This is a genomic window from Thainema salinarum CENA647 (assembly GCF_057732415.1).
Genome location: NZ_JBYJZJ010000022.1, coordinates 5,858,460 through 5,875,612, shown reverse-complemented (window position 1 = coordinate 5,875,612; position 17,153 = coordinate 5,858,460). Strand labels below are relative to the sequence as shown.

17 protein-coding genes and 1 pseudogene are annotated in these 17,153 nt (G+C 51.0%); 10 read left to right on the top strand and 8 right to left on the bottom strand.

Annotation, left to right across the window (positions count from 1 at the left end; translation table 11 throughout):
* Positions 1–6: 6 nt before the first annotated feature.
* Entirely contained in the window at positions 7–1,272 is a 1,266-nt protein-coding gene (locus AC286M_RS32535; protein WP_488208353.1) for a metallophosphoesterase family protein, read from the bottom strand.
* Between the two features lie 376 nt (positions 1,273–1,648).
* Here AC286M_RS32535 and AC286M_RS32530 point away from each other — a divergent pair, with 376 nt between their 5' ends.
* A complete protein-coding gene (locus AC286M_RS32530) occupies positions 1,649–2,389 on the top strand; it encodes a hypothetical protein (protein WP_488208352.1) in 741 nt (246 codons plus the stop codon).
* Between the two features lie 36 nt (positions 2,390–2,425).
* Complete coding sequence (locus AC286M_RS32525) at positions 2,426–2,914, top strand: DUF8738 domain-containing protein (protein WP_488208351.1); 489 nt, start codon at positions 2,426–2,428, stop codon at positions 2,912–2,914.
* Here AC286M_RS32525 and AC286M_RS32520 read toward each other — a convergent pair.
* Together AC286M_RS32520 and AC286M_RS32515 are read right to left on the bottom strand one after the other, a co-directional pair.
* A complete protein-coding gene (locus AC286M_RS32520; RefSeq protein WP_488208350.1) occupies positions 2,911–3,528 on the bottom strand; it encodes a Uma2 family endonuclease in 618 nt (205 codons plus the stop codon). The two genes, AC286M_RS32525 and AC286M_RS32520, sit on opposite strands and share 4 nt — an antisense overlap.
* Before the next feature lie 60 nt (positions 3,529–3,588).
* The gene (locus AC286M_RS32515) at positions 3,589–5,169 is read right to left on the bottom strand and encodes a cation:proton antiporter (protein WP_488208349.1); all 1,581 of its coding nucleotides are present in this window, start codon (positions 5,167–5,169) and stop codon (positions 3,589–3,591) included.
* Between the two features lie 536 nt (positions 5,170–5,705).
* Between AC286M_RS32515 and AC286M_RS32510 the strand changes: the two genes are divergently transcribed.
* The 3 genes from AC286M_RS32510 to AC286M_RS32500 all read left to right on the top strand — a co-directional run bounded on the left by AC286M_RS32510 (position 5,706) and on the right by AC286M_RS32500 (position 8,866).
* Positions 5,706–7,490, top strand: a complete 1,785-nt coding sequence (locus AC286M_RS32510) for a metallophosphoesterase family protein (RefSeq protein ID WP_488208348.1) — start codon at positions 5,706–5,708, stop codon at positions 7,488–7,490.
* A gap of 69 nt (positions 7,491–7,559) precedes the next feature.
* Positions 7,560–8,213 (top strand): SMI1/KNR4 family protein, encoded by a 654-nt coding sequence (locus tag AC286M_RS32505; protein ID WP_488208347.1) that lies wholly within the window; start codon positions 7,560–7,562, stop codon positions 8,211–8,213.
* 74 nt (positions 8,214–8,287) lie between these two features.
* A complete protein-coding gene (locus AC286M_RS32500; RefSeq protein WP_488208346.1) occupies positions 8,288–8,866 on the top strand; it encodes a Uma2 family endonuclease in 579 nt (192 codons plus the stop codon).
* Positions 8,867–8,957: 91 nt separating this feature from the next.
* Here AC286M_RS32500 and AC286M_RS32495 read toward each other — a convergent pair whose 3' ends face one another.
* Positions 8,958–10,667: a phosphatase PAP2 family protein gene (locus tag AC286M_RS32495; RefSeq protein WP_488208345.1), complete on the bottom strand. Its 1,710-nt coding sequence runs from the start codon at positions 10,665–10,667 to the stop codon at positions 8,958–8,960.
* Between the two features lie 388 nt (positions 10,668–11,055).
* Between AC286M_RS32495 and AC286M_RS32490 the strand changes: the two genes are divergently transcribed.
* Entirely contained in the window at positions 11,056–11,427 is a 372-nt protein-coding gene (locus AC286M_RS32490; protein ID WP_488202941.1) for a helix-turn-helix domain-containing protein, read from the top strand.
* A 22-nt stretch (positions 11,428–11,449) separates the two neighbouring features.
* Positions 11,450–12,010, top strand: a pseudogene (locus tag AC286M_RS32485) (IS630 family transposase); the annotation flags it as partial.
* A 267-nt stretch (positions 12,011–12,277) separates the two neighbouring features.
* Here AC286M_RS32485 and AC286M_RS32480 read toward each other — a convergent pair.
* From AC286M_RS32480 to AC286M_RS32470, 3 genes are all read right to left on the bottom strand, one after another.
* Entirely contained in the window at positions 12,278–12,565 is a 288-nt protein-coding gene (locus tag AC286M_RS32480) for a hypothetical protein (protein ID WP_488208344.1), read from the bottom strand.
* Between the two features lie 98 nt (positions 12,566–12,663).
* Entirely contained in the window at positions 12,664–13,350 is a 687-nt protein-coding gene (locus tag AC286M_RS32475; protein ID WP_488208343.1) for a response regulator, read from the bottom strand.
* Between the two features lie 186 nt (positions 13,351–13,536).
* Positions 13,537–13,968, bottom strand: a complete 432-nt coding sequence (locus AC286M_RS32470) for a hypothetical protein (RefSeq protein ID WP_488208342.1) — start codon at positions 13,966–13,968, stop codon at positions 13,537–13,539.
* 117 nt (positions 13,969–14,085) lie between these two features.
* Between AC286M_RS32470 and AC286M_RS32465 the strand changes: the two genes are divergently transcribed.
* The 3 genes from AC286M_RS32465 to AC286M_RS32455 all read left to right on the top strand — a co-directional run bounded on the left by AC286M_RS32465 (position 14,086) and on the right by AC286M_RS32455 (position 15,758).
* Positions 14,086–14,496, top strand: coding sequence for a hypothetical protein (locus AC286M_RS32465; protein ID WP_488208341.1), 411 nt, complete (start codon positions 14,086–14,088; stop codon positions 14,494–14,496).
* A 158-nt stretch (positions 14,497–14,654) separates the two neighbouring features.
* Positions 14,655–15,251, top strand: coding sequence for a hypothetical protein (locus AC286M_RS32460; RefSeq protein WP_488208340.1), 597 nt, complete (start codon positions 14,655–14,657; stop codon positions 15,249–15,251).
* 21 nt (positions 15,252–15,272) lie between these two features.
* Positions 15,273–15,758 carry a hypothetical protein gene (locus AC286M_RS32455; RefSeq protein ID WP_488208339.1) on the top strand — a complete coding sequence of 162 codons (486 nt, stop codon included), beginning with the start codon at positions 15,273–15,275 and terminating at the stop codon, positions 15,756–15,758.
* Positions 15,759–15,787: 29 nt separating this feature from the next.
* On the opposite strand, the gene AC286M_RS32450 is transcribed toward AC286M_RS32455, so the two are convergent.
* On the bottom strand, positions 15,788–16,990 hold the full coding sequence (locus tag AC286M_RS32450; RefSeq protein ID WP_488208338.1) for a WG repeat-containing protein: 1,203 nt from the start codon (positions 16,988–16,990) through the stop codon (positions 15,788–15,790).
* Between the last annotated feature and the right edge of the window lie 163 nt (positions 16,991–17,153).

Genomic DNA, 17,153 nt, shown 5'->3' with positions numbered 1-17,153 from the left:
CTGTTCTCAGTCACTGTGAGGTTCGAGTAGCGTTTCAGCAAATTCGTATAAATCCGATTCGGAATGACCGCTAAGCTGCCGATCTTTCAGCTCCAGCAGACCCTCCGCCAGATTGGTGGCCTGCTTTTTGTAGAGATAATGCGCGCTCAGCAAGTCGAGATACACTTCTCGCTCGATTTGGCTGCGATCGGCAGTCTCGGACAAAGGTGAAGCGTAGGCTGTGCTGCTGGCTTCATACTTGAGCAGAAAAATGAGTGCGCCGCTTTTTTCCTGGAGCTGATCCTGGAGCGATCGCACATCGAGATCGAGCCGTTCGAAGCCAACTTGTCCTTGAATCCTGAATTCCACGACGGGAGCAGGTTCCGCCGGAATCTTGCCGCTCTGGACAGCCTGTTCAACAGTTGCGATCGCAGTTTGTTCAATGTCTTCAATCGTTTCTTGACCACGTGTTTGCAGCGACAGGCGCACAACCGGACGCTGATAGTAATCTTGCTTGAGCGTGGCTTTAATCGTTTTCGTTTGTGGCTGCACATCAACCAGATAAACGCCTCGCTGATAGCTGGCTTCTTCGACGCTGTTCGCTTCCAGCGATCCTGGATTAAAGATCCAGCCCTCCATTTCATAATTTTTGTGGATGTGCCCCAGTGCTAGGTAGTCAATGCCGACGTCTCTTAGTGGCAGCAGTTCGCTGTAGCGCAGCGCTCCGGCATAGCGAGCAATTTGATCCTCTAGCCCGTGGTGAAACATCAAAATGTTGGTTCCAGCATGGGCGGGCAGTTCCTGTACGGCTGCGGCAATTTGCTCAATCGCTTTCGGTGCAGTTGCGCCATACCAGTAGGCCCCAATGACGCGGACGCCGCAATCCAAGTCAATATAGCCTCCCCTGCGGCCATCCCACGGTTCATAAAATGGCTCACCTACAGCAACATCACCAGGTTCGAGCAAAATCAACTGGCCCCAATCCGACAGGTAGCGCAGCCAGCTTGTGTTGATGCCGTAGGGACGATTATCGTGATTTCCCTCAATCGCAATTACCGGAATGTTGGCCGCTTGCAGCATGCGTAAGCAAAGCTGTGCCTGGTTCAGCACCGAGGGTTGAATATTGCGGTGCTCAAACAAATCGCCAGCAATCAGCACAAAATTAACCTCTGCTTCGATGGCATATCGCTCAAGGACATCGCGTAAAGCCAGAAAGAAATCTTTGGTGCGCTCTTTATTCTGGTAGCGATCGAATCCCAGATGAATATCTGCGAGGTGCAAGAAACGTGCCATAAGCCAAAGCTCAATGAGTTCGACAAGCTGAATCAGTCAAGCTAAATGGTAGCAAGCTTGTTCCCAGAAAGTACATCTGTTTCAAACAAAACCTTTTTGTTACTCGCCCAGTCGCAACTGGGAAATCTTAAACTCAAAGGTCAATTCGGCGGGAATCGTCATTATGAAATTAACTCAGGGGACAAGAAAGTTCGGGGGACGCATTGTCTTATCCGTTCTGATTGACATCGCAATGGCCGGACTTCTGTACGTGACCTTGAATTGGATCGTTGCACTGATATCCCTCTTGTGCGGATTTTTTTCTATTTGGGTGAAAAATCTAGCCCTTAGTGACGGTACGAAGAATTTTTGGCTTCAAGTTAGTTCACTGGTTTTCATGACGGTATTCCTAACCGCTGTCGTAGCCTCGCTGTGGAGTTGGATAGCCGCGATCGCAGTTTTGGTTTTGGGTGGGTTTGTCATTATCTGGTTTGTCGGATTTGTCAAAACCGCCTTGCTCAATGCCTTACCAAACGAATGGAACGGCGAACTGACTCGCCCCGAAGACTGTCTTTGGCTAGATCAAGACTGGCTACGACAGCAAACCCAAGCGCTAGAAAACATCGGCTTTCAGCACCTCCAAGACTATCGCATCCCCGAACAGCCCACCTTTGGTCGCTGCATGGTTCATCCACAGCATCAGTGCTATGCCGAAATTGGGGCTGTCTACAGTCCTGCAGGCGAACGAATTAGCGAGACTGTTGTGATTACCAGTGTGCTGACGGATGATTGGACAATTGTCCACGTCAACCGCGATGTGAATCTGCTATCGGATAGCATGCTCTGTCTGTGGCGACATCCCAAATCACTCTCTGTCGTGCAAGTACATCCCACACTGGCAAGCTTGTTAGATGCCCACCTGCAATTTCGCGATCGCATGCAGTGCGATCTGAGTATTTCAGTTCTTCCAGATTCCTCTTGGGACGCGTATGTGCAGCTCGAGCGGTACGGAGTAGTTCATCGTAACCAAGCTTTGAAGCGGACGAATTTATTGTTAGGTATGCTCAATGTGGCCAGATTTGAACTCAATCCTCCATCTCAATGGCTGGGCGACTATGGCAAAAAACTGAAGGCATAAGCCACACTGGGAGCACAAGTAGCTCAAGGTAAATCCATGAAACCTCTGCGACTGTCTCCCCCCCTTTACCTGGGGATTGCCATGATTGCGATCGCAGTTTTAGTGTCGAGTTGTGGCAGTCCTCCCACCGATTCCACGCAACCGACCGTTCCCAGTGAGCCGACTGAATCCGCTGAGACGAGCCCTGCTGCCACCGAACCCGCTCCCACACCGTCTGAAACACCCCAACCAGACAATATGTCTTCAGACCTGTCCCAGAGTGCCAACGTACCGGATCAGGTGGTTAATCAGGTTAAAACTGCGATCGCGCAGTCAGCGGATGTCTCTACTGAGGCCATTCAAATTACCAGCGCCGAACCTCAAACCTGGCCCAATGGCTGTCTAGGACTAGCCAGCGCCGATGAATTTTGTACCCAGATGCTCGTCGAAGGCTGGCGCATCGAAGCAACTGACGGTGAAACAACCTGGATTTATCGCACAGATGCCACCGGATCTCAGGTTCGCCAAGAAACAAGGATGACTTAATCCTGCACAGACTCAGGTGATTCAACGGGTTCAGCGGGTTCAAATTCAACTTTGTCGTAGATATCGGCCAGCGCGATCGCAAATTCCATCACCGCGAACTCAACCGTATCGTCAGGCTGATTATATTCCTGAAACACCCACTGCTTCTCACCTGTTTTGGCGTAGTGTTCGACCAGATAAGCATACTGATCGACCAGGATATATTCTTGAAAACCAAGGATGGTGCGATAGGCGGCAAACTTGTCGCCCCGGTCGTCGTTGCGGGTTGATTGGGAGAGCACTTCGATGATCAGCACGGGATTGGTAATCGTGTCTCGCCGCCCTTCTTTATAAGCCAGCTCTCCCGCGACTACCATCACGTCTGGATAGGTGTAAATTTGCGGCTCAGGAATCCAGAGCCGCTGATCGGCTACAAATACCTCATAGGATTGTCCACGCAAACCCATCGTCAGCGCTGTGCATAGATTGCGGATAATGCGATTGTGATTCGGTGTTCCACCTGTCATTGGGATCATGTCTCCCCGAATGTATTCATGGCGGATTTCGGACTCCAGTTCCAGTGCAAAATACTCATCGGCAGAATAGGTGCGGGAGGCTTGGGCTTGAGCAACCATGATGTAACTCTCCTCAGGAGGTTTACGCTTTGACCATATCACTTTTGCCAAGGCTGGCGTTTAGGATTCTGATTTGGGTTGAACCTCTTGCATCAATGGGGCTAACTCGTCTTTGAGCCGTCCAGCGCGAATGAACTGGGCGTAGGTATCAGACTCAATCGCCAGCAGTTCCTCCATCACTTCTTCTTCTTCGTATTGAGCCAGATCCGGATGTTCGCGCCTCAGTTTGGCTAAGTCTTCTTTTACATCAGTAATCTGTCCCTGCACCAGCGCTTTTTGATAGTTGTAGAACTCTTCGTCGATTTCTTGACGAGTCATCATTTGGTTGAGCCGATCCAGAACGCGATTCATGGCAACCCGCCGAGCGGACGCTTGGGAATAGGCCAACCGCAGCGGCTGATCGCCCAGCAGATTAAGCCGTTCCAGCAGGGATTTTGTGGTTAAACCCTGTACCAACAGGGTAAACAGCATCACACCAAAAACAATGGCGATAATTTCTTCTCGCTGCTCCAGGATTTCTGGAACGCTCAGCGCCAGTGCTACAGAAACGGAACCGCGCAGACCACCCCACCAGAGAACGGTTTGATCGGGGATGGTGATTTTAGAATCAACAGCCCAGTTGCTGAATAGTCCCAGAGCAAAGATGCTGAGCGCACGAGTAGCAATGAGGATGATGATTGCGATCGCAATTAAATCTAAGTTCTCACCCAAACTGGCAAAGCGCACCTGATCGCCAATCAGCAAAAATACAATCGAGTTGACGAAGAAGGCTAAAAACTCCCAAAACTCAGACACAACCAGGCGAGTGCGAGCATTCATACCGATGCGGGAGCCAAAGTTACCTAGGATTAAGCCAACCGTGACAACGCCGATGACGCCAGAACCACCTAGTTCTTCGGCAATTAGGTACGTACCATAGGCGGAGACGAGCGTCAGGGATTGTTCGACTAGGGGCAAATCAAACCGCTGGGTCAAGAACGAAATGCCGAAGCCAATCAGTCCACCAATGCTGATGCCCACGCCGACAAAGACAAAGAAGCGGGCTAGGCTAACGGGAATATCAAAGCTTTCGACTCCCAGCGCTAGACCCAACAACAGATTAAACGCGACAACGGCAACGCCGTCGTTGAACAGACTTTCCCCTTCCATCAGGGTCGTGAGCCGCTTGCTGACCCCCAGTTCTCGAAAGAGCGCGACGACGGAAACCGGATCGGTCGCTGACAGGCTGGCTCCAACCAACAGCGCTGTTGCCAGCGATGCACCCGCCAGATACTGTAGACCGCCGACCAGTCCAACAATGCAAATAATCACGCCGATAATTGCATAGAGCGTAATCGGAATCAGGTCGTTCTTCAGGTTGCTCCACTTGATATTCCAAGCGGCTTCAAACAGCAGCGGAGGCAAAAAGATAAATAGAATTAACTCCGGTGATAAATTGACCAGCCGCACATCTACGATCGCAAGTGCGAGACCGACAATCAGCAACAGCAATGTGTAGGGAATATTGCGCAACCAGCTAGAGACCCGCGACAGCGTTGCCACGCCCAGCGAGACGGACAGCACCAGCAAAAACTGCTTCAGATTTTGTTCAATGGCTGCATCATTAACGGCGGCAGTCGCCAGCGTGATAATTTCGTGCATAAGCGTTTGTTCTCCTCACATTCCGCCAGATGAGTGGCCGCATGACCATAAATGCAGAGTTCCAAAAAGCCGGGGAAGCGCTCCTCCGGGGCACTTCCCCGGCTTTTTGAATGCATTTATTGCTGCAACCTACTACCACACCCCGCATTTTATCTGGCATCTGCCATTTAGACAGGAGACTTTGGATAGGTAACAGAAATGCGAACTCACAACTTGCACTTTCCCGACTCAGCACTCAAAGCGGTTATTGGGTGCAGACTATGAACTGACCTAAAATGACTACGTCCAAGCATGCTGCATCATCGCAGTCGGCAATGTAGCCCCTACAACACCGATTCTGACGAGACAGCCGCCATGATTGAGAGCAAGAACATTATTTGAATGCATTTGAGTACCGATTCCTGATTATGCGTCATCCCAAAATCGGTTTTTGGCAGGGCAGTCCTGGTTCTCTTTCTAGACGCTTGTGCCTTGTTGGACTGTTTTTGCTCACGGCTCTTATTATCGGTTTGAATTCTGTCACTAATCCTTTGGCTATGTCTGCTTCAACCCCTGGTTTATTAACGGATCCCTTTCTCCAGCTACCAACTGCTGATTCCGTCAACGTGGTTTGGTTTACGGAGTTTGTAGGGCAAGGGCATACGGTGGCCTACGGCAGAGACCTGGAGCAAACGGTTGAAGCCGTTACCATTCAGCTCAGTCGCACCCGTGAAGACAGTAAATCTAAGATCAGTAATCCCCCCGCAACGCCGACTCCACGACCGATTTGGCGACATGAGGCGACGGTAACAGGGTTGGGCGCAAAAAACCGCATCCCCTATCGAGTCACCAGCATTACCGATCAGGGCGAAACGATTCAGAGCAGAACGTTTACCCTAGCGCCAGCGCCACGGACGGGGGCTGACTTGAAGATCTTGCTCACCTCCGATCACCAACTGATGCCGATGACGGCTGCTAATCTGCAAAAGGTGGAGGAAACCGTTGGCCGAGTCGATGCGGTGTTTCTAGCGGGCGATTTGATTAATATCCCCGATCGCGCATCCGAGTGGTTTGACGATCAGCGAGGCGGTGCATTTTTCCCGGCTTTGCAGGGGCGTGGTCACTATCAACTGGAGAAAGAGGAGCAGACGAGGGTCTATCGGGGTGGAGAAATTATTCAACATGCGCCGCTGTTTATTGCCGTGGGCAATCATGAGGTAATGGGGCGGTTTTCGGATCAGAAACTCTTAGGTCAGCAGTTTAATGATCCTGTTCCCAAATGGGTTGCAGCGGAACGATACCAGCAGCAGGAAAAGGCTGTTAATCCTCGAAAAGATCCCGATATCCGTCAAGCCTGGATTAAATCCGCTTCGTTTAATACCGATACCGTTGAGGAAATCTTTTCCCTGCCGCCCGATCGACCGGAGGGCAAGAACTACTATGCTGTCACCTTTGGAGACATTCGACTGATCGTTCTCTATGCCACCAATATTTGGCGGGTTCCCAACTTATCGCCCAACGGTAGCGGTCGCTATGTTGAGGCATCAGCGCAGCTCAATCAACCAGAAGAATGGGGTTATGGGCAGCATATTTTTGAACCCATTGGTAAAGGCAGCGATCAGTACAACTGGCTGGTCAAAGAGCTGAATCGGCCTGAGTTTCAGCAGGCTCGCTACAAGATCGTCATGTTCCACCATCCGCCTCATACCCTCGGCGGCAACATCGTCCCTGCTTATACTGACCCGGTGCAGATCATTGAGCGGGACAGCACGGGCAACATTACCGCCGTTCGCTACGAGTACCCCAAAGATCAGGACTACCTGATTCGCGACGTGGTGCCACTGTTGGAACAATCAGGCGTTCAACTGGTGTACTTCGGCCACTCCCACATTTGGAATCGTTTTGTCAGCCCCAACGGTCTGCACTTTTTAGAATCATCCAACGTGGGCAACACCTACCAGGCGCATCTAGAAGACAATCCGCGCGAAGTGCCCGATCAGCGCTGGCAGGAAGAGTATGCGGCAGTGGGCGATCCGAATGGTCTAGAGCCAATCATGCCAACCATTAGTCCAGTACTCGACGAAGCAACTAATCAGCCACTGCCCTTCATCGCCAGCAACGACATCACCGTATTCAGCATCTTAGAAACCAAAACCGGAACCATCAGCAGCTATCGGTTTGATACTCGAAAACCGGATTCCCCAGTCGAGAAATTTGACGCATTCGAGATTGCACCCGCAAAATCTAATCTACTTTCCACTGCTCCAGCGTCCTTTGCGGTGTTGATAGGCGCGATCGCACTTTCCCTGACAACCCTCTGGATCATGGCTTCAGTTGCCTGACTTGAAACATTACAAATATATTTATTAGCTTTGCGATCGCAATTCTAGTTTCCGCAATTGCATTTCACTATGGAATCTCTTAGACAATCCTTGGCTAGAATTTTAGACATTTGGCAAGAAGACAGAGAAGACCTAATTCCGCATCTTCAGCCAGGTCTTTCTACTGAGGAAATCCAAGAGCAAATTTCCAAATTTTCACTTCAACTACCCGAAGAAGTATATGAGCTTTATCGATGGCGAAATGGTGTCAACCAGTTAAAAGCATTTGGTGCGAATACGGATTTTTTGCCGGGTGGGTTAATTTTTTTATCGCTTGAAGAAGCATTACAAGCTTATCAACACATTGATGAGTACCGACAATTAGTTATTTCTATAGACGAAAAAGATGAAAATGCTTGTAGACCCTGGTTTCCTCTTTTCGGCAGCGATGGCTCGTACTTGGTTGTGTTTGGTGATGTAGCGCCCCAAGAAACTTCGCCGATATTTGACTTATACATTGAAGGAGGTAGTCCAATTAGCCTGAAATACCAAAACCTGTCCGAGTTGATATTGATCACAGCGGAATGCTATGAAACAGATGCTTACTACTTTGAAACAGAGGTAGTTGATAATTTTGGTACTGTTATTGAGTATCTAGTTGCAGATGAACAAGAAGTCGCTCAAATCAGACGACACCAAAATCTCAAGAAGCTAGGAATTCAATTGAAAGACCAAATCATGTAAGTTAGGCTCCGTATTTCGCCTGTTTTCTAAACTGGGTTTAAAGTTGAAATAGCAGCAGCAACGGCATAACTCCCATGACAAGCGTTTTAGACCAAACCAAATATCTAACGATGGAGGAGTATTTGGCCTATGACGATGGCACGGATACTCGCTATGAATTAGTGGATGGAGAACTGGCCGAGATGCCACCGGAATCAGATGAGAATTTGAACATCGCCAGACGGCTGTTTTTGGAATTGATCAAGCATCTGCCACCTGAGCGAGTGGTGTGGGGTACAGAAGTCGAAGTCACGGGGAAACGGGCGCGCTGTCGTTTGCCGGACTTGCTGGTGCATACGGAGGAGTCAAAAGCAGCGCTGGCTGGAGCAAAGCGAGCGACCATTACGCGGGATATGCCACCCCCGGCGCTAGTGATTGAAATTGTGTCACCAGGGCAAACGAATAGAGATCGCGACTACCGCTACAAGTATGCTGAGTATGCTGCACGGGGAATTGATGAATACTGGATTGTCGATCCAGAAACGCGACAGGTGACGCTGTGTCGCTGGGTGAATGGACTCTACGAAGACACCGTCTTTCAAGCAGCCGAACCGATCAAATCTGAGCTAGTGCCGAAATTTGGCCTGACGGTGAAGGATGTTTTTGCGGGATAAGCGATTATAGGAACCAGTACCAAGAATGAGAAAAGCCCCGCTCAGCGGGGCTTTTGTCGTGGATTATTCAGCGTTTTGGGGTCAGCCTCGGTTAAAACTGAATCAAGTTGCCATTGATGCTCTTGAACTCAAAGGTGCCGACCTCTTCTCGATAGGTACGTCGGGTATCCCGCAGCATACTGACGGCTAGCGTCTCGCCCAGCAGGTTGCCACCAGTTGGAATACCGATACCGCAGCGATCTGCGCCAGCGTTGGGGCCAGAGATCGTACCGTCTGTGCGCCAGTGCATACCCGCTCCATCCCGGAATAGGGTGATGTTGGCAATTAGCTTATTAAGTTCACCGTGAATCGTCAGCGGTTCAGCGCCATCAGGGGTTCTGTAGTCAGATAGCCGCTGGCCACCCTCGACGGGCACTTTAGGACAGGGGAATGGCCCATCCGCATAGTAGGCTTTTGCTACAGTTGCCGCCGCTGCGATGAAGGCTGAGTGACCCCCCGGATAAGCGGGGTGAGTCGGGCAACCTTCTGGAAAGCCCATCGGCAACAGCCAAGTGCCATTGCGATCGCCCCGATCGTGCGTGATATTCTGCTGACGGTTATGCTCAAAAATCAGATCCAGAACCCGAGTTTTGCGCCAAACATCGGCCCCTGCACCAAACAGATCGTTGAACTTCTCGTTGTTCAGGGGATTCGCCGATGCGCCGCCCAGGACGCCGCGCCGGAAGAGTTCCAGCCGCTGAGCATAGACTTCAGGCCGCAAACGACGATGGACGCACCACTTCTGGAACCAGGCGTGCTTGAGCGCATATACTCCAGCCAATCCAGCCTGAATGGAAACATCTGGCGCACCCAGGCTACCAAATGGAACCGAGGTGGTAATACTGCGATCGCGACCGTAGGGAATCGCGGCAGAAGGCTTAGCATTTAATCCAGCCAGAATCAGCGTTGCCCACAGCCCAGCCTGATGGGGCAGATCGATATGAACCCACTGTCCGCCATCTCGCAGAGTCGTGATGTAGCGGCTGCCATCCAGTACATCTCTGCCGGACGGATCGTCGTTGCCATTGTTGATTCGATTCCAGGTGTCCAGGTCGGTCATGTAGTCCAGACCAGGCCGAGGATAGTGCTGAATTTGGCGGATTAGCTGGTTGCCGAATTTGAAATCCTGGAGCAGAAACTGTGAGACATGCGGGCCGCGATCGCAACCTTCATACGGCCCCCGAAACAGCGTTTGTGGCGTGCATTCGAAGCCAAACTCCTGCTCAAATCCCAAACTGTTGAGATCCTCACAGGCTGCCAGAATCAAGCCGTTAACTGCGCTGTTGGTGTACTGGTCAAACGGAATATCGCGGCAGAGCGCCATCCAGTAGCGTTCTACCATGTCGATGGCCGTGCTGCGACTATCGAATGTCGGCGCAGGTGCCATCCGCGCCCCGTTCGAGTCATTGCCAATGGACTGATAGGAGTAGGCATTGAGCGGATTCACCTGCTTCCGTACACCGCCGCCCAGTTGAACCTTTTCAAAGGCTGCTTGAGTGCCTGTTCGGATGGCATCCAGTAGTGAATCCAACGATGTAGCGTTGACTAGACCATTGGCATCATGAGCCAGAGCCTTGGTGTAGGATGCAAACCCTGGAAAGCCCAGTTTTCTAAACCGTTGCTCATCTCCATTTGCCTCTGGCGGACAAATGTCAAAATCGTCAAACGCATCATCCCGCTGCTGGTCACGAACGGTGCTGGCATTGCTGCGACGGTCTTCAAGGTTTTGCGGGTGCAGATGATCTTGCTGGCAGTCTTGCATAAAGGGGCTCCTCAAGGAATCAGCTTGTAAATCGCTATCGTTATAAAAAGGCAGGCTTACTTTAGGCTCTAAATAAGCCGGAGGTAGTGCAAGCAGAGGCGGCTCTTCCGGGGGGAACTGCAGCCGTAATAGTCCAAATATCTTCCTGAGATCCATAGGACAGATAGGAGGGGAGTAGCAGAACCTTGCGTATCAGGTCTAGTTAAAAATCGGCATTACTTTTTGTGAAAGGCCGGATTCGTCCGCTTTTCACAGAAAAGTATTGGATTTCTACACACCGACTCGACATCAATCTAGGTTCTTGAGTCTGTGCAGCTACCCTGATGAGATAAACGAAATATAGCGGTTTGCAAAATTATGCAGTACGCTCGTTTGTACTGCTTTGGTCATGCCTATGCGTCCCCACTCCGCTGATTTACGTCACCGTATCGTCACCCTTTACGAGCAAGGTGAAGGATCCATTCGACAATTAGCCAAGCGCTTTCAAGTGAGTCAAGATAGCGTCCGTCTGCTTGTGAAACAGTATCGAGCTACCGGAAGCATCGCCCCCAAACCCTATGTCGGCGGTCCTCAACCCACGCTTCAAGCCAGTCACCATGAGGTGTTACGGGAGCTAGTAGAAGCGGATAATGATGCCACGTTGGCCCAACTGGCTGAGCGCTTAGCCGCCCGAACCGGCATCCAGGTGAGCGGTAGCACCATCAGTCGCACCCTCAGCAAACTGGGCATCACGCGAAAAAAAAAGTCTCAAGGCCAGTGAGGTCTATAGCGAAGCAAAACAGCAGCAACGCTATGACTACTGGCAAAGCATTCGGAATGTAGCCGTCGAAGATTTGGTGTTTCTTGACGAAACGGGAGTTAACTTGGCCATGGTGTTGCTGTATGCGCGCGCTCAACGAGGTCAACGGGCCTATGCCCAGCAACCGAAAGGCCGTGGCAAAAACCTCACGATCCTCGGTGCCATGAGCCTCAAGGCTGGGTTCCTTGAGGGCCTCAGCTTTACGGGTGGCACGACAGGCGATGTGTTTTTGTGGTTCATCGAAACGCTTCTCTGTCCACTCCTATGGCCGGGAGCGGTCGTGGTGATGGATAATTTGCCTGCCCATAAAGTGGACGGCGTCAGGCAAGCCATTGAGGCCGTGGGGGCACGAGTGATTTATCTGGCTCCTTATTCCCCAGATTTCAATCCGATTGAAAACCTGTGGTCAAAGTTGAAAGGGTATTTGAGAGCCGTTGAGGCACGAACTCCGCAAGCCTTGCATGAGGCGATCGCTCAGGGGCTTTCTCTGATCACCTTAGAAGATGTGCGTCACTGGTTCACCCACGGGTGCTACTGTGCTTAATCAATCTGCACACCGCTATAGATGTTGACCAGAGCTACGCAGCGACGCTGTTTTGCTGTTGATTCAATATCGCTAATTTAATGGCGCTGTCATAAAAAGTACATGCCCCATGTGGGTACTGTTGAAAACCTCGAAATATGTTGCAATTGGATGTAGAGAAAACACCTCTACATCCAATCCATTCTCAGCTTCAGCAGTCCCTTGGAGCGCTATCCTGGCATTCGCAGCCTAATCTTTAGGCATCTCAAGTTGACTCAAACCAACCCGTTAAACCAACCAGCCCGTTTCGTCTTCGTCGTGGCGGCGCTGTTGGGCTTCGACAGCATGACGCAGCCGATAGCCGGACTGTCGATCACACCAGAGTTTAATGCCAGATGCGATCGCACGATCGCGATCTTCGGTTAAGTAATCTAATTTGGCCAGCAAATCCGCATCCAGCGTCACCGTGATGGCGACGGAACCTGATGTATTGAGCTGCAGTTCAGACGAGCGAGAACTCGGTTGAATCGCATGAGAGTTGGATGAACGGACGGGCTGACTATTTTGCTGTCCCACAAGAATTCCTATACGTAAGTTTTAAAGTTGCAACGCTGTGTCCTTGTATAAAAAGCTTGCCTGACAAGCTTTTTATACACATGAATCGATTTTTGCCACTACTCAACAAGACCATGCTCTAGGGCATAGCGTACCAGTTCAGTCCGGCTATTGGTGCCCGTTTTACTAAATAAGCGGCTTACATATTTCTCGACGTTGCGGACGCTGGTTTCTAGGCGGCTAGCAATTTCCTTATTCATCAGCCCCTCGGTGACGAGGTCGAGAACGCTCTGCTCCCGTGGCGTAAAGTCGATCTGAATCGGCGCAGGCGTCTTGTTGATGTTGCTTTTCTGGGTTAGCATCGCCTTGATTTCGGCGATCTGCCGAGCCATGTCGGCCAAATCAGGCAAATCACCGGCTTCTGAGCGAGCGGCTTGGCGACGAGCCAGGATGTTCTCCACCATTGCCACTAGCTCATCCGGATCGAATGGTTTGGGCAGATAGGCATCGGCCCCCGCTTGATAGCCCTGGATGCGATCGCTAGTCATACCGCGCGCCGTCAAGAAAATCACGGGCATGGTTTTGAAGCGGGCATCTTCCCGCATTTGCTTGAGGAAGGCATAACCATCCACCTGGGGCATCATGATGTCCGAAATGACTAGGTCGGGCGCATCCTGCTCCAGTTTTTCCCAGCCTTCTTTGGCATTACTGGCAACGCGAACATCAAACCCACTGTCTTCTAGATAGGCTTGTACCGCTTCCCGCAGTCCGGGTTCATCATCGACTAGCAGCAACTTTCCTGTCATCGTGGTTCTCTCGCGTGCAATCAATCAAAATTTCTTTTCTATATAACAAATCTAGCGAACTTCGCGCGATTCTCCGACAAAATCAACCTAAGAGCAGATTTAAATGTGGGAAAACCGAGAGGGGTTGCGCGGCACTGCCGCGCAACCCCTCTCGCAAAATTTCTATGCTGGAATTTTGGTTGAGATTCAGATATCCCAGTCTTGATACATTAGCTGATTGAGAATTTCCCTGCCGCCAGGGGTGAAGACCTGGACGCGAATTACCCGTGGATCGGAAGGCCGCCATGCGACTTGATAGAGATAGCCGCCGTTATTCCAGGTGTAAACTCTGCGATCGCTGCTGCCGGATACGCTTGCGCCAACCAGTTCAATCCAGTTACTCGTTCCTTTCTCTTCGCCGTAATACACAAGCGCGTTATTGGAATAACTGATGTTGACGTACCAGCTTGAGCTTTGGAAAGTGCCCAGCGGTGCATACGTTTGGGCAATGTATTCGGTGCTACTGGTTTCGGCAGGATGCTGTGAGGATGCCGATGCTGATGCGATCGCAGTTTTGGGTGCAGCGATTAACAGCGTCAGCAGCAGTCCGGAGGTGATGTAGGTGAATGATTTGAACATCGGAAAACCTATTGTGTCAGGAACTTAGGCTAGAAATTCGGCAAAACCGATAGATTTAGCGTTCCCTTTCACAAATTCGGGTGAACACTAAATTCACAACCCGATGAGGAACAATTCATGAGGCAAACGATCACTGCACTGCTGTCCGTAGCCGCTATATCTGCGATCGCACCCAGTATTTTGGCCAATCCTGCACTAGCCCAACAAAATATTTATGGCAGGGTGGGTGAGCTTTGGTCAGAAGGTGCTCAGCATCAAGCAAGCGACAATTTTGCAGCCGCACAAGCTAGTTATGATCAAGCGGTTGAAGCCGCTCAAGAGTTAGACAATCCACAGTTGAGAGATTGTGCGATCTCAGGTTCGCTAGCACGTTCCATCTCCATGCAGCAAGCGCAAGCATATGTGGAGCAACAAGGTCGATCACCGCAAACAGTATCTCAGGCGCGTGAATTGGCGGATGAAGTTTTCGACGCGGCGTGGAATGAGATTGATCGACAGCGACCTGATTTAGCGAATTCATGTCCGTAATCGTTTGCTCGCCGATCACAAAACTTGAATAAAACTGATAAACCGCTAGCAGTCGCTTTGGCAGAAGATCGCTTAACGTATAAAGCAGAACCTCTTGTCAGGCTCACTACAAAACGATGGCAAGACCCAAAATTACTGTTGAGTTCACAGCGGCTGCTATGCTTACACAAATCGTTCGCCCTATGGTACGCACCCAGCTTCGGCTTCTAGCCAACAGTCACGCAACCCGTGCGACGCTGATTGAGACAATTGCTCACTGGCTGGGTTTTCTGGGAGTAAGGGCACATGTAACGCAGCTTGATGCCAATTCGGGCGAAATCCGCGTGTCGCTGACGGTGGGCAAGCCAGAATCCTGTGATGGTTCAGATTGGCAGTGCATTTTAGACAAGCTGAATTCCGAAGCCAATTCACCGACACCGCAAACAGCCGACTTTACACCCCAGCAGACGCGACAGCTCCAGCGTTTACTTGCCTACGTGGTGCGGGCAGGCTATCCGGATCAGAATGTGAATTGGGCCGAAGTGCAGCCCCATTTACAGGTGCTGGGCTTTGACGAGATGATGCAGCGTGGGATTCAGTCGGCAGCGAAAATTCCCCAGTCACTGGACGTGCTAATGGATGACTTAGATTCAGATGTGGCCGCAGTGGCGCTGCCAATGGCGGTAAGTATTGCGCTGCTAGATCGGCAGGTCAATTCCTCGGAAGATCAGGCACTTGCGGCGCTGTTTGACGCGATGAAACAGCCTGCCGCATAAAGTGAGTTTTCCTATAGTGAAATGAAGCGTCCCCTCAGAATTGATGGATCACAACGTGAAGATGATGATTCAACCTTGTATATTCGCCTAACTCGTGATGTTTGCTTTTTGTATCACCAGCTTTCTCAGTATCGCTACATCATGGGCGATCTCGATTACGCCACAGACTACCCTCTCGCTTATTGGAGTTTGCTGAATCGAGTTGAGACACCTCTACGGGATGACGACCGCTTTATTCGCGGAGGTATCCTGATTCTGATGTTAGCGATGCTAGATGCTGAATTTGATGGCGCTATATGTTGGATTTCGCGCCATCTTGAAGCAGCAATTAAGGAAATCAACGCCTTCATCCCTGAGGATAGCGATATGCTCCGTCTTTCATCTCTCGTCGGTCACGGGCTAGCTATTTTGTCTCAACGTTCAACCCCAGATAAACACTTCGAAGCCGAGATGACTTGGGCATACGAAGCTTTTGTTCGGGCATATTTCATAGAGGCAAGCAGATAATCGCTAGTTTCTGGATGGGTTAAAGCAAACTACTCAGCGGGCGATGATGCGGTAGGCGACATGACGGCGAATTCGCCGGAGGGCTTGATGTAGCGCCATTGGTCGCCTTGTTTGACGGAGGCGAGGCCGTTGGAGAATTTTCCGGCGCGATCAAACTGGGGTTCAATAATCATCTGGCCGGACTGGTCGATGTAGCCGTATTGGCTGCCGACGAGGACAGCGGCTTTGCCTTCCGAGAAGTTTTCCACATAGTCATATTGAGGTGCGATCGCAACTTTTCCCGTTTTGTCGATATAGCCCCAGCGGTTGTCGATCATCACGCCCGCCAGCCCTTCCGAGAAATCGGTGGCGAATTTGTACTGCAAATCAATTACCACATTGCCATTGGCATCAATGAAGCCCCATTGTGTTCCTTGCCGGACGCGGCCCAGGCTTTCTGCAAATTCAAAGACGCCATCGTACTGGGGTTCCACCACCCATTCGCCAGTGGGGTTAATGTAGCCCCACTTTTCGCTGGCGTTGCGGGCGGCGGCTCGCTGCTCGGAGAAATTCCAGGCATCCGTGAGTCCGGGCAAGATGGTGAGCTGGCCGCTTTTATCCACGTAGCCGTAGCTGGAACCCCGTTTGACGGCGGCTAGTCCTTCAGAGAATTTAGCGGCGAGATCGAACTGGGGTGAAATCACCATGTTGCCGCTGGGATCGATGTAGCCATATTTCTGGAGCTTCACCGCTGCTAGCCCTTCCGAGAATGGCGCAGCTTGCTGATACTGAGGTGCGATCGCAAGTTCGCCTGCCCGGTTCAGATAGCCGTAGCCAAGGCCAACTTTAGCGATGGCCAGTTCTTCTGCAAAGGCGGATGCTTCTTCGACGTTGGGATCAACTGCGATCGCAAGATTCCCGTCGGGGTAAATATAAGCCAGTCGGTCTTCCACGCGAACCAGGGCGATTCCTTCAGCAAAGTCGGAGGCAAAATCAAACTGCAGCATGATTGAGGATGAAGACGGTGACGAATCGGTATCCTCTAAATCATCCAACGTTTCGGGCAATGTTTCGGGCGTTTCAGTTGACGAGTTCGGTGGCTGAACTTCCGATTTTCGACCCAGCCCCAGTCTGAGGATAGACAGTTGCCCATCGGGGCGTTCTGGAATGCGGTCTTGGCAACCCGTAATCCCGGCTGCGGCAACAATCAGGCATCCCAAGGCAGAACGAACGGTGTGAAAGTGAGGTGACATGTGCGGTAGTGTGATGAGCAATGATTGATTCGTAGCGAACGGGGCGCAGGTTTTCCTCTTTCAGGAGATAGAACTGGCAGGTGAACGCAGCAACACAGCCGCTAGATAGCTATTTCCCAAGATGCCGGAGAGGACGGCATGATGGAGAAAGGGGCAAACAAAT

Coding starts and splice junctions, on each gene's coding strand:
- AC286M_RS32535 (WP_488208353.1), bottom strand. CDS start 1,272: ATGGCACGTTTCTTGCACCTCGCAGATATTCATCTGGGATTCGATCGC.
- AC286M_RS32530 (WP_488208352.1), top strand. CDS start 1,649: ATGACGGTATTCCTAACCGCTGTCGTAGCCTCGCTGTGGAGTTGGATA.
- AC286M_RS32525 (WP_488208351.1), top strand. CDS start 2,426: ATGAAACCTCTGCGACTGTCTCCCCCCCTTTACCTGGGGATTGCCATG.
- AC286M_RS32520 (WP_488208350.1), bottom strand. CDS start 3,528: ATGGTTGCTCAAGCCCAAGCCTCCCGCACCTATTCTGCCGATGAGTAT.
- AC286M_RS32515 (WP_488208349.1), bottom strand. CDS start 5,169: ATGCACGAAATTATCACGCTGGCGACTGCCGCCGTTAATGATGCAGCC.
- AC286M_RS32510 (WP_488208348.1), top strand. CDS start 5,706: ATGTCTGCTTCAACCCCTGGTTTATTAACGGATCCCTTTCTCCAGCTA.
- AC286M_RS32505 (WP_488208347.1), top strand. CDS start 7,560: ATGGAATCTCTTAGACAATCCTTGGCTAGAATTTTAGACATTTGGCAA.
- AC286M_RS32500 (WP_488208346.1), top strand. CDS start 8,288: ATGACAAGCGTTTTAGACCAAACCAAATATCTAACGATGGAGGAGTAT.
- AC286M_RS32495 (WP_488208345.1), bottom strand. CDS start 10,667: ATGCAAGACTGCCAGCAAGATCATCTGCACCCGCAAAACCTTGAAGAC.
- AC286M_RS32490 (WP_488202941.1), top strand. CDS start 11,056: ATGCCTATGCGTCCCCACTCCGCTGATTTACGTCACCGTATCGTCACC.
- AC286M_RS32475 (WP_488208343.1), bottom strand. CDS start 13,350: ATGACAGGAAAGTTGCTGCTAGTCGATGATGAACCCGGACTGCGGGAA.
- AC286M_RS32470 (WP_488208342.1), bottom strand. CDS start 13,968: ATGTTCAAATCATTCACCTACATCACCTCCGGACTGCTGCTGACGCTG.
- AC286M_RS32465 (WP_488208341.1), top strand. CDS start 14,086: ATGAGGCAAACGATCACTGCACTGCTGTCCGTAGCCGCTATATCTGCG.
- AC286M_RS32460 (WP_488208340.1), top strand. CDS start 14,655: ATGCTTACACAAATCGTTCGCCCTATGGTACGCACCCAGCTTCGGCTT.
- AC286M_RS32455 (WP_488208339.1), top strand. CDS start 15,273: ATGAAGCGTCCCCTCAGAATTGATGGATCACAACGTGAAGATGATGAT.
- AC286M_RS32450 (WP_488208338.1), bottom strand. CDS start 16,990: ATGTCACCTCACTTTCACACCGTTCGTTCTGCCTTGGGATGCCTGATT.